This window comes from Psychroserpens algicola (assembly GCF_014526325.1).
GTDB lineage: Bacteria > Bacteroidota > Bacteroidia > Flavobacteriales > Flavobacteriaceae > Psychroserpens > Psychroserpens algicola.
Window position 1 is genome coordinate 1,312,709 of record NZ_JACNMJ010000001.1, and the last position, 16,463, is coordinate 1,329,171.

The 16,463-nt window shown below is 35.1% G+C and carries 11 protein-coding genes and 1 tRNA gene; 7 read left to right on the top strand and 5 right to left on the bottom strand.

Annotated features, from left to right (window positions below; translation table 11 throughout):
• Nucleotides 1–8 precede the first annotated feature (8 nt).
• Entirely contained in the window at nt 9–2,960 is a 2,952-nt protein-coding gene (locus H7350_RS05510) for a GH92 family glycosyl hydrolase (protein WP_204344854.1), read from the bottom strand.
• A gap of 112 nt (nt 2,961–3,072) precedes the next feature.
• Between H7350_RS05510 and H7350_RS05515 the strand changes: the two genes are divergently transcribed.
• Nucleotides 3,073–4,299, top strand: coding sequence for a metallophosphoesterase (locus H7350_RS05515; protein WP_204344855.1), 1,227 nt, complete (start codon nt 3,073–3,075; stop codon nt 4,297–4,299).
• A gap of 143 nt (nt 4,300–4,442) precedes the next feature.
• Nucleotides 4,443–4,739, top strand: a complete 297-nt coding sequence (locus H7350_RS05520; protein ID WP_204344856.1) for a thioredoxin family protein — start codon at nt 4,443–4,445, stop codon at nt 4,737–4,739.
• On the opposite strand, the gene H7350_RS05525 is transcribed toward H7350_RS05520, so the two are convergent.
• Nucleotides 4,736–5,380, bottom strand: coding sequence for a polysaccharide deacetylase family protein (locus H7350_RS05525; RefSeq protein ID WP_204344857.1), 645 nt, complete (start codon nt 5,378–5,380; stop codon nt 4,736–4,738). The genes H7350_RS05520 and H7350_RS05525 overlap by 4 nt on opposite strands.
• A gap of 3 nt (nt 5,381–5,383) precedes the next feature.
• The gene (locus H7350_RS05530) at nt 5,384–8,716 is read right to left on the bottom strand and encodes a glycosyltransferase family 117 protein (protein ID WP_204344858.1); all 3,333 of its coding nucleotides are present in this window, start codon (nt 8,714–8,716) and stop codon (nt 5,384–5,386) included.
• Nucleotides 8,717–8,866: 150 nt separating this feature from the next.
• On the opposite strand from H7350_RS05530, the gene H7350_RS05535 reads away from it, so the two are divergent.
• Nucleotides 8,867–8,939 (top strand) — tRNA-Gln (locus tag H7350_RS05535).
• Nucleotides 8,940–8,992: 53 nt separating this feature from the next.
• On the opposite strand, the gene H7350_RS05540 is transcribed toward H7350_RS05535, so the two are convergent.
• Nucleotides 8,993–9,817, bottom strand: a complete 825-nt coding sequence (locus H7350_RS05540; RefSeq protein ID WP_204344859.1) for a universal stress protein — start codon at nt 9,815–9,817, stop codon at nt 8,993–8,995.
• 153 nt (nt 9,818–9,970) lie between these two features.
• Between H7350_RS05540 and rimP the strand changes: the two genes are divergently transcribed.
• The 3 genes from rimP (at nt 9,971) to infB (ending at nt 14,465) form a co-directional block, all read left to right on the top strand.
• Nucleotides 9,971–10,435, top strand: a complete 465-nt coding sequence (rimP, locus tag H7350_RS05545; protein WP_204344860.1) for a ribosome assembly cofactor RimP — start codon at nt 9,971–9,973, stop codon at nt 10,433–10,435.
• Between the two features lie 12 nt (nt 10,436–10,447).
• A complete protein-coding gene (nusA, locus tag H7350_RS05550) occupies nt 10,448–11,680 on the top strand; it encodes a transcription termination factor NusA (RefSeq protein ID WP_204344861.1) in 1,233 nt (410 codons plus the stop codon).
• A gap of 64 nt (nt 11,681–11,744) precedes the next feature.
• Nucleotides 11,745–14,465, top strand: a complete 2,721-nt coding sequence (gene infB / locus H7350_RS05555; protein WP_204344862.1) for a translation initiation factor IF-2 — start codon at nt 11,745–11,747, stop codon at nt 14,463–14,465.
• A gap of 68 nt (nt 14,466–14,533) precedes the next feature.
• Here the strand turns inward: infB and H7350_RS05560 are convergent, their stop codons facing one another.
• Nucleotides 14,534–14,914, bottom strand: a complete 381-nt coding sequence (locus H7350_RS05560; RefSeq protein ID WP_204344863.1) for an SPOR domain-containing protein — start codon at nt 14,912–14,914, stop codon at nt 14,534–14,536.
• 244 nt (nt 14,915–15,158) lie between these two features.
• Between H7350_RS05560 and H7350_RS05565 the strand changes: the two genes are divergently transcribed.
• Entirely contained in the window at nt 15,159–16,436 is a 1,278-nt protein-coding gene (locus tag H7350_RS05565) for a c-type cytochrome (protein ID WP_204344965.1), read from the top strand.
• The last annotated feature ends 27 nt before the right edge of the window (nt 16,437–16,463 follow it).

Consider the following 16,463-nt stretch of genomic DNA (forward strand, 5'->3'; position numbering starts at 1 on the left):
GTGAGTATTTATTGAATTGAAATTTCATCAGAAAAAATCCAGCTTCTTCCATCATGCGGATAACCTAAATGCCAGGTTGGGAGTTCCCCCATTTTTTTGGCGACAATTTTGACATAGCGATAACTTTCTGAGTTGATATCGAACGCCATGTTTTTGATGAGGACGTCATCATTTTTGGTTGCTGTATCAATTGTGATGGTTTTCATACTTTTAAATTGTTTACCATCTTTCGAAACGAGACATTCAACTTCAGTTGGATAAAAAATCCAGGCACCTTGATCTTGTAAAAAGTTTATACTCACAGTTGAAATTACTTTCTGGCTACCTAAATCAACGGTTGCAATCAAGTCTTCATCATGATAACCTTGCCATGTGCCAGTTCTGAAATCTTGAGTTCCTAAAATACCGTCGATAAGCGCATCGTTTCCACCAGCATTATATTGGTTAGCATACTTGCTGTCTAATTGAATGGATAAATTTGGATCTATCTTATAGAAATTAGTTTCTACAGCAGCACTTTTGATATCATTTTTTTCTGAATAAGTTGTCAGTGACATAGCTTTCTCAATGGTAAACGGAGTTTTATACTGTTTAAATTCGCCTTTATATCCCAATCTGTAGTAAATAGTAGCTTCTTCATCTATATTGTTGAGAGTAACCTGTGTTTCACCTTTAAAAGCCACATCACCTTCAGCAATAAATGGGACAGGAACAATGAGGTGTTCATTAATTTCGGTTTTAGGAAGTTGATGTTCGCGGCTTCCCCAAACGGCTGGATTATCATTCATGTAAAATTCTAAAACACCACCTTGAATAATGTCGTTATGCGTTATATAGCTTCTGTCTAATTTTTCGCCATTGAGATAAACATATTCGATATATTTGTTTGTGGTGCTTAAATCGTAAGCCTGAATGGTAAATTGGTTGCCACTTTCCAAATTAATGGTTGCTTTATCAAATAATGGAGTACCTATGATATATTGATTTGAACCAGGTGTTACAGGATAGAATCCCATAGACGAAAATACATACCAGGCACTCATTTGTCCGCAATCTTCATTTCCGGAGATACCGTCAGGTTCATTGGTATAGAGTTCGGTCAATATCTGATGCACCTTTTCCATAGTTTTATGCGGTTTTCCAGCAAAACTATACAGGTAAGCCATATGATGACTCGGTTCATTGCCGTGAGCATATTGTCCGATTAGTCCTGTAATATCCGCCTGGTTACGACCTGATGTTTCTGTTTCTGCTGTAAATAATTCATCGAGTTGCTCTTCTAGTTGATCTTTTCCACCTAAAAGATTAATAAAACCAGAAATGTCCTGTGGTACATAAAAACTGTATTGCCATGAATTAGCTTCGGTGTAGTTGAAATTCACTTCATAAGGATCAAAAGGCGCAAACCAGGTATTTCTGAAACGACCACGCATAAATTTACTTTCTGGATCATAGATGTTTTTATAGTATTGTGCTCTTTCGGTATAGGTTTTAAAATCTTCATTCTTTCCCATGGCTTTTGCCATTTGAGCGATGGTCCAATCATCGTAAGCATACTCTAATGTTTTTGAAACCGATTCGCTTTCTTCTTCAACAGGAATAAAACCAAATGTTTTATAAGATTTAAGTCCGAGTTGATCTCTTGTTGCTGAATGCTTCATCGCTTCAAAAGCTTTTTCGGTATCGTAATTTCTAATCCCTTTTAAATACGCATCAGAAATTACCGGAACCGCATGATAACCAATCATACATCCCGTATAATTAGCACTCAAATCCCAAATTGGCATTATACCACCTTCGTCATATTTAGCTAAAAAGGTGTTGATAAAATCATTGGTTTTTTCTTGTTCGATAATGGTATACAATGGGTGAGCAGCGCGATAAGTATCCCAAAGAGAAAAAACAGTATAATAGTCAAACTCTTGTGTTTCATGTATATCTAAATCCATACCACGATAGCGTCCGTCAACATCTTGATAGAGGTTAGGAGCAATCATAGTGTGATATAAGGCGGTATAAAAATTTGTTTTGTAGTCATCGTTTTGAGATTCAACAACAATTTTTTCAAGTTGAGTTTCCCAGGTGTTTTGCGCTTCGGTTTTAACCTGTTCAAATGTTTTAGCTCCTATTTCTTGTTCTAAGTTGCGTTGTGCTCCAGCCACATCTACAGCTGAAATCCCAACCTTAACATAAATAGGGTCGTTTTTTGGGTTATTGAATTCTACAGCGGCTTGTTTGCTTTGGTATTTATAATTTTTTGAAATGGCTGTGCCATTTTCTTGATAGGTTACCGACTTAATAGGTTTGGAAAATTGTATGGTATAAAATAAACGTTGGTCTGTCGCCCAGGCTTTTGAATGTCTAAATCCTGAAATGGTTGAATCGTTTACTTTCTGAATTTTATAATCTAATAATTGATCACGATGATCTAAGTCTAAAATTACAACTTGTTCCTTTTCAGATGGGAATTGATATTTATGAATACCACTACGTTTTGAAACCGTTAGTTCTACTGTGATATTAGTGGAATCTAATAAGACTTTGTAATAGCCAGGTTGAGCTACCTCATTATCATGAGAGAAATGTGCACGATAACCAGGCTGGTCATTACTACCATTATTAAAATTAATAGTATTGGTAGGCATTAAAAGAATATCTCCGTAATCGCTAACACCAGTTCCACTTAAATGCGTGTGAGAAAATCCATAGATATATTGATCGCTATAATGATAACCAGAGCAACCATCCCATCCATCGAGTCGGGTATCTGGGCTTAATTGCATCATGCCAAATGGCATTGTGGCTCCTGGATATGTATGACCATGTCCGCCAGTACCAATGAAGGGGTTGACATAATTGATAAGTAGTTGGTCTTTTACGGCATTTTCTATTGGAGGAGATTCGGGCTTACAATTTGTAAATAATAAAGCGGTGATAACAATAGAAAAAAGATGTTTCATGTAAGGTTCTTTAAATCGATTGAAAAGATACTAAATCTTAACGTATCGTTAAATATATTTTAACACCTTCGTTCCTTTTTAAAATGAGTTATCTTTGAAAAAACTTCATTATATGGTACGTTGGATTATATTTATTTTAATCTATAGTCTTTTATCAATTTACGGATTTCAAGCCATTAAAACAGTTACAAAGATTAACTGGTTACATTACCTGTTTATAGCTGTTGCTATTATTATAGCTGGTAATTTTATTTATCAGTTTTCAATAGGTTCTGAAGGTCGTGTTCTCAACCCAGCAAAAAGTTATGCGTTTGGATTTTTGTTGGCATTTATGTCATTAAATCTGGTTATTGTTCCTATTCTTTTGGGAGAAGATATTGTTAGAAGTGCATTAGGGTTGTATGATAAACTGGTAACAAAAGAATCATTTTATATGCCTTCGAGACGAAAGTTTATAAGTCAGGTCGCACTTGGTCTGGCGGCTATTCCTTTCTCGTCACTACTCTACGGAATGTATAAAGGAAAATACCGTTTTAGGGTTTTAGACTATACGCTCCATTATGAAGATTTGCCAGAAGCCTTCGATGGATACCGTATTACTCAGATTAGTGACATTCATTCTGGAAGTTTTGATAATCGAAAAAAGATTGAATATGGCATCAATCTCATCAATGAGCAAGCGTCGGATGCGATTTTTTTCACAGGAGATATGGTTAATAACAAGTCCTCTGAAATGTTGCCTTGGGCAGATATGTTTAGTCAATTAAAAGCAAAAGATGGTGTGTATTCTGTTTTAGGGAATCACGATTATGGTGATTATATCGATTGGCCATCACCTGATGCTAAAGCGCAAAATTTAGCAGATTTGGTAGATTTACAACGAACGATGGGATATGATGTACTGCTTAATGAAAGCAGGTTTATAGAACGAGACGGACAACGAATTGCCATTATGGGCGTTGAGAATTGGGGAAAGGGCGGATTTAAAAAAGCAGGTGATTTACAAAAGACGAAAGCCAATGTAAATCCTGATGATTTTAAAATAGTACTGTCGCATGACCCAAGTCATTGGGAAGCAGAGATTCTTAAAGACGACTACCATTATCATCTCACTTTAAGTGGTCATACTCACGGAATGCAGTTTGGTATTGAAATTCCTGGTTGGATTAAATGGAGTCCGGTTAAATGGCGTTATAAGCAATGGGCAGGTATTTATGAAGAATTAGGTCAGTATATAAATGTCAATAGAGGATTTGGCTATTTAGGATATCCTGGACGTGTTGGCATTTGGCCAGAAGTTACAGTTATTACGCTTAAAAAAGGCTCAAATAATGCGTAATATAGCGGAAATGTTATATTTACTTTGAAATTGCTTATTTTTATAAATAAGTCAGAGTGAACCTACTAGATATAGTAATTTAAAGTATTACCAAAAAAAATGTGTAGGTTTGTATAACAATGTTTGATTAAAAGTTTAAACGTATGTCAAAATTTGGGGAACTTATTGATGTTGATATTCCTGTTTTGTTAGATTTTTTTACAGAATGGAATGAGCAATCTACTGCAATGCATCCTGTAATGAGAGATGTAGCTGCTGCTCTTGGTGATAAAGCTAAAATCATTAAAATAGATGTCGATAAAAACAAAGAATTAGCCGAAGCTTTACGTGTTAAAGGTTTGCCTACACTCATCATTTATAAAAATGGTGAAATGAAATGGCGACATAGTGGAGAGCAAGATGCTAATACGTTAATAGCCATAGTACAAGAATACATCTAAAATTCCAGTGCTTTAAATTTATACCCTTCTAGGCTAAATTTCTCTAATACTTTTGGGAGTGCATACATCATGTTTTTTGATGCTTTTATACTATCGTGAAAAACGATAATGCTGCCTGATTTGCTTTTCGAAATGACATTCTCTAAACATTGTTCTTCGGAAATATCTTGGTCCCAGTCAAAAGACAATACGTCCCACATGACAATTTTATAACCTAACTCAATCAACTTTTTTCCTTGTTGTGGTTTTATCTGACCGTAAGGCGGCCTGAAGAGTTTAGTTTTTTTGGTATGTAACTTAGTACCTATCGAATGTTCTGCCAGAGCAACATTATCAATATAAGCATTCGTTTTTGTAGCCCAGCCTTTAATATGGTGCTGTGTGTGATTGCCAATGGAGTGACCAGCTTCTATAATGTTTTGATATATGTCGGGATGTTGATCTATATTTCCTCCAACACAAAAAAAAGTTGCTTTAGCATTATAATCATCTAGTGTCTTTAGAGTCCAGTTTGTAATATCGGGAGTAGGACCATCATCAAAAGTTAGAAACAACTCCTTTGTTGTAGTAGCGATATCCCAAATATAATTTGGAAACATTTTCTTCGCTACTACAGGTGTTTTTACAGGTGTTAATTTCAAAATCTAAGGTTGTTGAATCCCTAAAATACTATCTATAGTATCACTTACCATATCTCTGTCTTCTCTTACAGGAGGTGCAGTGTCGTCAGTATCTCCCATAAAATGTTTAAAGAGTTGTAGATAGTTGTTGAATTTTTCAGTTTCTTCCAAAGCAAAATCCTGGTCGTTATAAATGACTAATAGGTCAACTAAATTTCGATACCATTCGATGTCTGTTACAATTTCATCAAGATAACGTGTTTGGTTCTTTTTAGAAAGGCTACTCCAGTAGGTAAGCTTTTCTTGATATTTTCTTGACACATCAATATACAATTGTCTGGCTTTATCTTTTTTGTCCATTTCATAGTAACCACTAATGTAAGGCTCTAGAAGTGTGTAAAAGCCAAATTTATCAACAGGCATTTTTTCCATTGCAAGATCTGCGATGTTTTCGGCTTTGTCTAATTGGTCTTCATTGATGAGTTGCTCCATCAACCTTGCAAGATTCCCTCTGTAAGTAATACCATTTTTACGGGTTTCCACATCGTGGTAAATGTTATCGCTACCACTATTTCCCCAATCCCAGGACATCACTTTGTCATACATTAATTCGGAATCAACTCGACCCATATCAAACGGATTTGCTCTGTCCACAGGTGTTTTTATAGGAACTAATTTGTAACACAAACCATCTAGCTGAAGGTAATCTTTCATCCAGATATAATCTTCATCACTAAAGGCGCCTCCTGTAAAATAGATAGGACGATTCCAATCGTTATTTGCAATAATATCCAGCATTAATAAGCGATTTTTATACAAAGCACCACCAGTAATTGTAATATCAATATGCGGTTCAATTTTATCGGCATCTTTAGCTTTAACAATGCCGCTTTTTAAGACGTTAGATTTGTCTACAGGAATTCGAACATTAGAGGTTGGCAGGTAATTTGAATTTTGTAATTGTATTGGGTATCCTGCAGGATCCTCGCCTCTACGTTGCATCCCATATTTAAGACTGTATTTTGGATCGTCACTAGAGATGAAATCCATAAAGTCTTTAATCATCATCGTGTCTTTAGTGAGTTCATATTTCATGATATAATCACGAGTTCCAAACTTGTATTGATCGTGGGTCAATTGTGAAGGAATAGGATCACTTTCGTATGCCTTTCGTTTCATTTGATCAATATACCAGTCGGTTTGAAATAAGCTAGTGTTAACCACACGTACATCAGTTCGAACGCCTTCAATTTCCTGAAGATACCAAAGCGGAAAACTATCATTGTCTCCAATAGTAAACAGGATAGAGTTTTGAGCACAGGATTCGAGATACTTACGAGCCATTGCTTTAGCTGTGTATTTTTCTGATCGGTCATGATCATCCCAGTTTTCAGCAGCTAAGATTCCTGGAACAAGGATTAAACAGACTAATGTTATCGCTGGTGCCAGAAATTTGGAGTTGGCATATTTCCGAAGCAAATCAAAAATGGCATAAACACCAAAACCAATCCAGATAGCAAATACATAAAATGATCCTACTACCGAATAATCTCGCTCTCGAGGTTCAAAAGGTCTTACATTGGTATAAAATTGAATTGCTAAACCGGTCATTAAGAAAAACACCAGCATCACCCAAAAACGTTTAGGGTCTTTGGTTAATAGATATAAAAATCCGATGAGACCTAAGATAAGTGGCAACATATAATAGGTATTTCGGGCTTTATTATTAGCAACATCACTTGGAAGATTGTCTTGCGACATTCCTAATCGCCATGAGCTCTCGTCAATAATATCAATACCGCTAATCCAATTCCCATGTAAATCATTATACTTTCCTTGAATATCATCTTGTCTTCCGGCAAAATTCCACATAAAGTAGCGCCAGTACATGTATCCAAACTGATATTCTAACATATAAAAGAGATTGTCACCAAATGATGGTTTTTCAACATCTAAGAGGTCTCTACCAAACTGCTTAAGAAAAGCATTATAGTCTTCGTAATCGATTTTTCCTTGAGCAACATCACTTCTAAATTCATTAACTAACCTTCTAACATCATTATCCATTTGATATTCAGGTTTAATTTTAAATTCCAGTAAACCAGTAAACATCATGTAATTTTCGGCGTGTTCACCACTCCACATTCTCGGTAAAACAGCAGCGTGATCAGAATTATAATTTTGTTTAGCATTTTTCCAATTATTGACAATCACATATTCCCCTTTTTCATAATCTTTCTCATATTTAGGTTTATCGTCTAAATACGGGTTGTTTTCGTCAAGACCAGAATATTGATCTGTAAATAGCGGACCGTAAAACAAGTGTGTTTCAGGATATTGCTCTAAGTTGTAATAGGCTAGTAATTCTCTAGCACTAGATGGGTTATTTTCATTAATAATTACATTAGCGTTGGCACGAATTGGTAACATAATCCATGAGGAGAAACCAATAAAAATAAATAACAAGCACAGCGTTAATGTATTGGCATATTTATGACCTTTTTGACGTGTGTATTTTAAGCCGAAATAGAACGCGGCAATCACAAGTAATCCTGCGATGATAGATCCCGAATTAAATGGAAGTCCGATAGTATTTACAAAGAATATTTCCGACGCACTAAATAATCGAAGGGCATTAGGTAATAAAAGTTTGAATATAAATAATAAGATTGCTGCAGCAATAATATTAGCAAGAATGAAGTTTTTAACCGTAATTGTTTTGTAATTTTTAAAGAAATAAAGCAGGCCTAAAGCAGGAATGGTTAATAAGCCCATAAAGTGTACTCCAAACGATAGTCCGATTACAAATGCAATTAAAATTAACCATCTATGACCTCTAGGTTCGTGCATGTCTTTTTCCCAGCGTAATCCCAGATAAAAAAGGATAGCCATAATCAAAGTTGCCATAGCATATACCTCAGTTTCTACTGCATTAAACCAAAATGAATCAGTAAATGTAAAGGCTAAGCTACCCACTAAAGCGCTTCCTAAAATGGCTACAGAAGCATTTTTAGATATAGGTTTATCATCGGTTCTGACAAGTTTACGAAGTAATATCGTGATGGTCCAAAACATGAAAAGGATTGTAAACGCACTCGAAACAGAACTCATCATATTAAGCATAGCTCCAATTTGTGCAGGTTCTAGCGCAAACATAGAAAAAAATGCGCCAAGCATTTGAAACAATGGCGCTCCAGGCGGATGACCAACCTGTAATTTTGAAGATGTTAGAATGTATTCTCCAGCATCCCAAAAACTAACTGTAGGCTCAATGGTTAGAGCATAGGTTATTAATGCTATGGTAAAAGCAAACCATCCTAAAATGGTATCCCATTTCTTGAAGTTGAAATGTGTCATAAAAATAATCTATTTAATGCGAGCGAATTTAACAATAAATATGGTAAACGCTATGGATTTTAAGTAAACGTTACCATTTTTTGATTATTTTATAAAAAATTATTTGTACAAATAAAACTTTGTACTAAATTTGCATCCTCTTTAAGAGACTGGCCTATGGTGTAACTGGCAACACATTGGTTTTTGGTACCAAAGAGTCTAGGTTCGATCCCTAGTGGGCCAACAAAAAAGCCTTCCTGAATAGGAAGGCTTTTTTTATTTCTGCGATTTTTGTTTTTAAATCTTAAAAGTTATTACTGGTCTTTTGGCATGATTTACTAAGTCTTCACTAATACTTCCATTAAAGAAATGCGCAATACCTTGTCTGCCGTGTGTACTAATTCCGATCAAATCAGCATCAATGTGTTTAGAAAAATTGAGAACACCTTTCTCAACTGATTCATCATTGTAGATGTTAATCGTATAGTTTTTAAAGCTATAATCTTGAATAAAATCATTAATTCTGTCATTAGCTTTCTTAGTTGTAGTAAAATTACTAGCTGTATTTACCATTAATAAATGTAACTGAGCTCCAAAAGCTGTTGCAAATTCTGTGGCTTGAAGATAAGTTTCTTTGTTGTCGTTTTTAAAATCAGAAGCAAAAACAATATCATCAACACTAAAATCATCATGATTATTCTTGATAACCAGAACAGGCACGTCTGAATTTCTAACAGCCTTTTCAGCATTAGAACCTACAAACATTTCTTTAAAACCACTAGCACCATGTGAGCCCATTGTAATCATTGTAATGCCATGTTCTTTGCAAATTTCTGAAATCCCATTAAAAGAACCATCAGCCTTTACAATTTCATGAACGGTAAGGTTGTTGAGGTAATCACTATTCATAATGTCTTCAAACTTTTGGTGTGCCATCTTCATAAAAAACATCACCTCAGGAATCTCGGCATGCGAACTTACAGCGTCGGTTTCTTGCATTGGAATTTCTAACATATGAAGTAAATAAATTTCACTACCATGCTTTTTTGCAATTTGAGCAGCAACTTTTAATGCATGCTCAGCTTCTTCAGAAAAATCTGTTGGAACTAATATTTTTTTCATACGGCTTGAATTGATTTTAGTCTTATAAATTTAATAATAAAAATCGAAACCACCACACTTGTAGAAATCAATAAAAATGTTGTATATTTGCAGCGTTGTTTGAAGAAAAAAGAATAATGAGCGGACGGAAAGTCCGCTCTTTTTATACTAAAAATGTTCAGAGATACCGTAAAAAATTTATTAGACGAAGGCCTAAAACAACGTGAAGACTTGTTTTTAATCGATTTTGATGTGTTAAGTGATAACAGCATTAAAATCATTATTGATGGCGATAATGGTGTTTTGGTTGAAGACTGTATGTTTATTAGTCGTGCGATAGAACATAACTTAGACAGAGAAGAACAAGATTTTTCTTTAGAAGTGTTATCTGCTGGAGCAACGACACCTTTAACAAATAAAAGACAGTATTTAAAAAACGTCGGTAGAACACTTAGTGTAAAAACAACAGATAATCAAACTCTGGAAGGAAAATTGACTCAGGCAGATGAGGATAAGATTCTTTTAGAATGGAAAACGAGAGAGCCTAAACCTGTTGGTAAGGGCAAAGTAACTGTAAAAAAGCAAGCTGAAATAACGTACGATACGATTTCGCAAGCTCAAGTTGTAATAAAATTTTAATTCATAGTAGTTATGGAAAATATTGCGTTAATTGATTCTTTTTCAGAATTTAAAGATGAAAAATTAATCGATCGTGTAACGTTAATGGCGATTTTAGAAGATGTATTGAGAAATGCACTGAAGAAAAAATATGGAGATGATGACAATTTTGATATCATTATAAATCCCGATAAAGGAGATTTAGAGATTTGGAGAAACAGGATTGTCGTAGCCGATGATGAGGTTGAAGAGCCTAATCAGGAAATTGCATTGTCTGAAGCACAAAAAATTGAACCTGATTTTGAAGTAGGTGAAGATGTTGCAGAAGAAGTGAAATTAGTTGATTTAGGAAGACGTTCTATTTTAGCATTACGTCAAAATTTGATTTCTAAAATTCACGAGCACGACAACACTAATATCTACAAGCAATTTAAAGAATTAGAAGGCGAAATTTATTCGGCAGAAGTTCATCATATTCGTCACAGAGCTATTATTTTATTAGACGACGAAGGGAACGAAATCATCCTTCCGAAGGATAAACAAATACCATCAGATTTTTTCAGAAAAGGAGAAAATGTAAGAGGTATTATAGAAAGCGTAGAGTTAAAAGGAAACAAGCCAGCAATTATAATGTCTAGAACTGCACCAGCATTTTTAGAGAAGTTGTTTGAGCAAGAAATCCCTGAAGTGTTTGATGGTTTGATTACCATTAAAAATGTTGTGAGAATACCAGGAGAGAAAGCCAAAGTTGCAGTAGATTCTTATGATGATAGAATTGATCCTGTAGGTGCCTGTGTGGGAATGAAAGGGTCTAGAATTCACGGTATTGTTCGTGAATTAGGTAATGAAAATATTGATGTTATTAACTATACAAATAACCTGCAATTATTTATTACCAGAGCATTAAGTCCTGCACGAGTGACTTCTATTAAATTAGACGAAGAAAATAAACGTGCTGAAGTGTTATTAAAGCCTGAAGAAGTATCTAAAGCTATTGGTAGAGGTGGTCACAATATCAGATTGGCAGGAAAATTAACAGGTTACGAAATTGATGTATTTAGAGAAGGTGCTGAAGAAGATGTAGAGTTAACAGAGTTCTCTGATGAAATTGAAGGTTGGATTATTGATGAGTTCAGCAAAGCAGGATTAGATACTGCTAAGAGTGTATTAGAACAAGATGTTGAAGATCTTGTAAAGCGTACAGATTTAGAAGAAGAAACAATATTAGATGTTATCAGAATTCTTAAAGAAGAGTTCGAAGAATAATACCAATTTACACATTAATGTTAATTTGGTATAAAAGATTTTTAAGTTATATTACAAGCAATTTATGGCTCAAACTAGATTAAATAAAGTATTAAGGGAACTTAACATCTCTATAGATCGTGCCGTTGATTTTTTAGAATCAAAAGGTGTCGAAATAGAGAAGAGCCCTAATACGAAAATATCAGAAGAGGTTTACAAAATTCTTTCCGATGAGTTTCAAACGGATGCTAATAAAAAGGCAGAGTCCCAAGAAGTAAGTGAAGCAAAACTCAAAGAAAAGGAAGAGTTGCGTGAACAGCGTGAGCGTGAATTAGAAGAAAAAGCGCAAAAAGAAGCTAAAAGCCGAGAAGTTGTAAAAGCTAAAGCGGAGTTGTCTGGACCTAAGCAAGTCGGTAAAATCGACCTTAATAAAGATAAGGAAGCTCCTAAGTCTGACGCACCGAAAGAGGAAGCGCCAATAGAGGAATCTCCAAAAGAAGTGACTTCAAAAGCTGAAGCTCCAAAAGAAGCAAAAAAAGAGGCTCCGGTTAAAAAAGAGACTAAAGAGGTTAAAGCGCCTAAAGCAAAAGAAGAGGCTAAGAAAACAGAAGAAACCGCAAATGACGAACCTGTTGAGGAGACTTTAAAAACGCAATACAAAAAACTTTCCGGACCTAAAATTGCTGGCGATAAAATTGATCTTTCTAAGTTCAATAAGCCTAAAAAGAAAAAAGAGGAGAAAAAATCGGATTCCGATTCAGATAATAAAAAGAAAAGACGTCGTATTAGTAAAGGACCATCATCAGGAGGTGATAACCGATCTAATAACAGAGGCGGAAACCAAAGAGGTGGTTACAAAGGTAAAAATCAAGGTAAGCGAACTACTGTAAAAGAGGAGCCAAGTGCTGAAGAAGTACAAAAGCAAGTACGTGAAACTCTTGAAAAACTTCAAGGAAAGTCCTCTAAAGGAAAAGGTGCAAAATACCGTAGAGAAAAACGTGAACAGCATAGAGAGCAAACTGAAATCGATCAGCAAATCGAAGCAGCAGAAAGCAAAGTTCTTAAAGTAACTGAGTTTGTTACTGCAAACGAAGTAGCTACTATGATGAACGTTTCTGTAACCGAAATTATTTCAGCATGTATGTCGCTAGGAATGATGGTGACGATGAACCAGCGTTTAGATGCCGAAACATTATCTGTAGTTGCAGACGAATTTGGATATAAAGTAGATTTTGTTACTGCTGATATTGAAGAATCTATTGAGGTTGTAGAAGATAAACCTGAAGATTTAGTGTCGCGTGCTCCAATCGTTACTGTTATGGGACACGTCGATCATGGTAAAACATCTTTACTGGATTATATACGTAAAGAAAATGTAATTGCTGGAGAATCTGGTGGAATTACACAGCATATTGGTGCTTATGGAGTTCAGTTAGATAACGGACAAAAAATTGCATTTCTTGATACACCTGGTCACGAGGCCTTTACAGCCATGCGTGCTCGTGGTGCTCAAGTTACCGATTTAGCTATTATTGTAGTTGCGGCCGATGATTCCATTATGCCACAAACAAAAGAAGCCATTGCACATGCTCAAGCAGCTGAAGTGCCAATTGTTTTTGCAATTAACAAAATTGATAAGCCTGGCGCTAATCCTGAAAAAGTAAAAGAAGGTTTAGCACAAATGAACTTATTAGTTGAAGATTGGGGTGGAAAGATTCAATCGCATGATATTTCAGCTAAAAATGGAACAGGTATTAAAGAATTATTAGAAAAAGTATTGCTTGAAGCCGAATTATTAGAGCTTAAAGCCAATCCTAATAAAAATGCAACAGGAACAGTTGTTGAAGCATTCTTAGACAAAGGTCGAGGTTATGTGTCTACAATTTTAGTTCAGGCCGGAACATTACGTGTTGGTGATTATGTACTTGCAGGTAAAAACAGTGGAAAGGTTAAAGCGATGCATGACGAACGTGGAAACGAAGTTGAAGCAGCAGGTCCATCAACACCAGTCTCTATTTTAGGATTAGATGGTGCGCCACAAGCTGGTGATAAATTCAACGTTTTTGAAGATGAGCGTGAAGCGAAGCAAATCGCGGCTAAACGTACACAACTACAACGTGAACAGTCTGTTAGAACACAACGTCATATTACACTAGATGAAATCGGACGTCGAATTGCACTTGGTGACTTCCAGGAATTAAATATCATTCTTAAAGGTGATGTGGATGGTTCTGTGGAAGCTCTAACCGATTCGTTCCAGAAATTATCTACTGAAGAAATACAAGTAAACATCATACATAAAGGTGTTGGAGCGATTACTGAAAGTGATGTGCTTCTCGCTACAGCTTCAGATGCGATTATTATCGGATTTAATGTGCGACCAATGGGTAATGCACGTCAAATTGCTGATAAAGAAGAAATCGATATCAGAATGTACTCTATTATTTACGATGCAATTAATGATCTTAAAGATGCCATGGAAGGGATGTTGTCTCCAGAATTAAAAGAGGAGATTACTGGTACAGCCGAAATTAGAGAGACCTTCAAGATTTCTAAAATCGGAACCATTGCTGGTTGTATGGTAACTAACGGAAAAATATACAGAAACTCAGGCATTCGTTTAATTAGAGATGGTGTTGTTATCCATACAGGAGAATTAACATCTCTAAAGCGATTTAAGGATGATGTTAAGGAAGTCGCTAAAGGTTACGATTGTGGTATGCAACTTAAAAACTACAATGACATACAAGTCGATGATGTTTTAGAAGCATTCCAGGAAGTAGAAGTGAAAAAGAAACTGAAATAGTATTATATATACTTCATAAAAAAAGCGACTCATTGAGTCGCTTTTTTTTTTATAATAATCTTGAAGTTTTAATTATCCTTTTTAGGTTCAAAAACCATGGCTTTTGAAAATTTCTTCTTAATTTTTAAAAGTGCGATATCAGCTTCTAATCGCGTACTAAAATTGCCGACCCAAACTTTATAATTAGGGGTTTCATAAACCACATCAGTTGGCCATTGTGAAAATGTGTTTTTAAATTCACGTTCTAATGCCATAGCTTCAGAACGCGATCCAAAATCTAATTGAATTTTATATAAATCTAAAGTTTTTACATCTTTCTTGTATTCCAGAAGTTTTGAAATGTCACTATCCTGATCAATTGTAACAACACCTTCTTGCGCAAATGTTTGATTTGCAAATGCTAAGAACAGAAGGGTGAGTGCTAGTATTTTTAGAGTTTTAGCTTTCATAATATTTGAAATTTTGTACAAAGAAAACGATTTTTTTTGACTGTTGTTTCCTGAGTTAAAATTATTAACTAAATTAGGCCTTAAATTATTATTTAGAATCCTTATAAATTATCAATTAACAGTTCTGTAACATTTCTAAAATGGTCTATAAGTATTATTTTTGCATGAGATTTTATAAATGCTTTTTTCAATAGTAATAATGAAAAAACCATACCAAAGTTTAGAAGATAATTCAACTAACAATATGATACAGGTGATTTACCGACAACTAGCCTCAAAAATTCCTTATTTAGGATTGGTTATTTTACTTACGTTTTCTACTTCACTTACTGCTCAAGAAGGAGATCCTGTCAAAGGAAAAACTTTATTCAACACTAACTGTGCTGCATGTCACAACTTAGACAGACCAATGACTGGTCCTGCACTTCGTTATGTTCAAGCTAGACTTGAGGAAGAGCAAGGTTTAGGAAGAGACTGGTTAGATAAGTGGATTAGAAACAGTGCTGGAATGGTGAAATCTGGTGATGCTTATGCAGTTCAGATTTTTAATGAGTATAACGGGACTGCAATGACTGCGTTTCCGCAATTGTCAGATCAAGATATATCTGATATTTTAGCCTATACGGCAACAGATCCACCGAAAAAAGAAGAAGTAGTAAAAGAAGATGGCGGAGGCGATGATCAAGGTGGTGTGTCAAACAAACTTATTCTTGGTGCACTTGCAATTTTATTTGCGTTATTAGCGGTTGCTTTAGTTTTAGTGAGACAAACACTTAATCGTTTTGCTCAGGAAAAAGGAATAGAAGTTGCGGCAAAAGACAAGAGTCTTCCAATATGGAAAGCCTTTGTTCAAAATCAATTTTTAGTATTGGTAACTGTTATATTCTTTTTATTAGCCAGTGCTTACTTTGTGTATGGCTATTTATCTCAAATTGGAGTAGATCAAGGGTATCAGCCAGTTCAACCAATTCATTTTTCACATAAAATACATGCAGGTGATAATGGTATCGACTGTAAATATTGTCACTCATCTGCAAGAGTGAGTAAGCATTCAGGAATTCCTTCACTTAATATTTGTATGAACTGTCATAAGTCAGTTTATGAATATAACGGCGAAACTACAGATAAGTACAATAAGGCATTTTACGATGCAGAAATCCAAAAATTATATGCTGCAACGGGATGGGATGGACAAAATTACACAGGAGAGCCTAAGCCAGTGAAATGGGTGAGAATACATAATCTTCCAGACTTTGCTTACTTTAATCACTCGCAGCACGTTGAAGTTGCAGGAGTGCAATGTCAAACTTGTCATGGCCCAGTTGAAGAAATGGAAGTTATGTATCAACATGCGCCTTTAACTATGGGATGGTGTATTAACTGTCACAGAGAAACAAATGTAAAAGTTGAAGACAATGCGTATTACACAAAAATACACGAAGAATTGTCTAAAAAATATGGTGTAGATAAACTTACAGCTGCTCAAATGGGTGGATTAGAATGTGGTAAGTGTCACTATTAATAAAATTTAATAAGAAGTAATTCAATT

Coding starts and splice junctions, on each gene's coding strand:
- H7350_RS05510 (WP_204344854.1), bottom strand. CDS start 2,960: ATGAAACATCTTTTTTCTATTGTTATCACCGCTTTATTATTTACAAAT.
- H7350_RS05515 (WP_204344855.1), top strand. CDS start 3,073: ATGGTACGTTGGATTATATTTATTTTAATCTATAGTCTTTTATCAATT.
- H7350_RS05520 (WP_204344856.1), top strand. CDS start 4,443: ATGTCAAAATTTGGGGAACTTATTGATGTTGATATTCCTGTTTTGTTA.
- H7350_RS05530 (WP_204344858.1), bottom strand. CDS start 8,716: ATGACACATTTCAACTTCAAGAAATGGGATACCATTTTAGGATGGTTT.
- H7350_RS05540 (WP_204344859.1), bottom strand. CDS start 9,817: ATGAAAAAAATATTAGTTCCAACAGATTTTTCTGAAGAAGCTGAGCAT.
- rimP (WP_204344860.1), top strand. CDS start 9,971: ATGTTCAGAGATACCGTAAAAAATTTATTAGACGAAGGCCTAAAACAA.
- nusA (WP_204344861.1), top strand. CDS start 10,448: ATGGAAAATATTGCGTTAATTGATTCTTTTTCAGAATTTAAAGATGAA.
- infB (WP_204344862.1), top strand. CDS start 11,745: ATGGCTCAAACTAGATTAAATAAAGTATTAAGGGAACTTAACATCTCT.
- H7350_RS05560 (WP_204344863.1), bottom strand. CDS start 14,914: ATGAAAGCTAAAACTCTAAAAATACTAGCACTCACCCTTCTGTTCTTA.
- H7350_RS05565 (WP_204344965.1), top strand. CDS start 15,159: ATGATACAGGTGATTTACCGACAACTAGCCTCAAAAATTCCTTATTTA.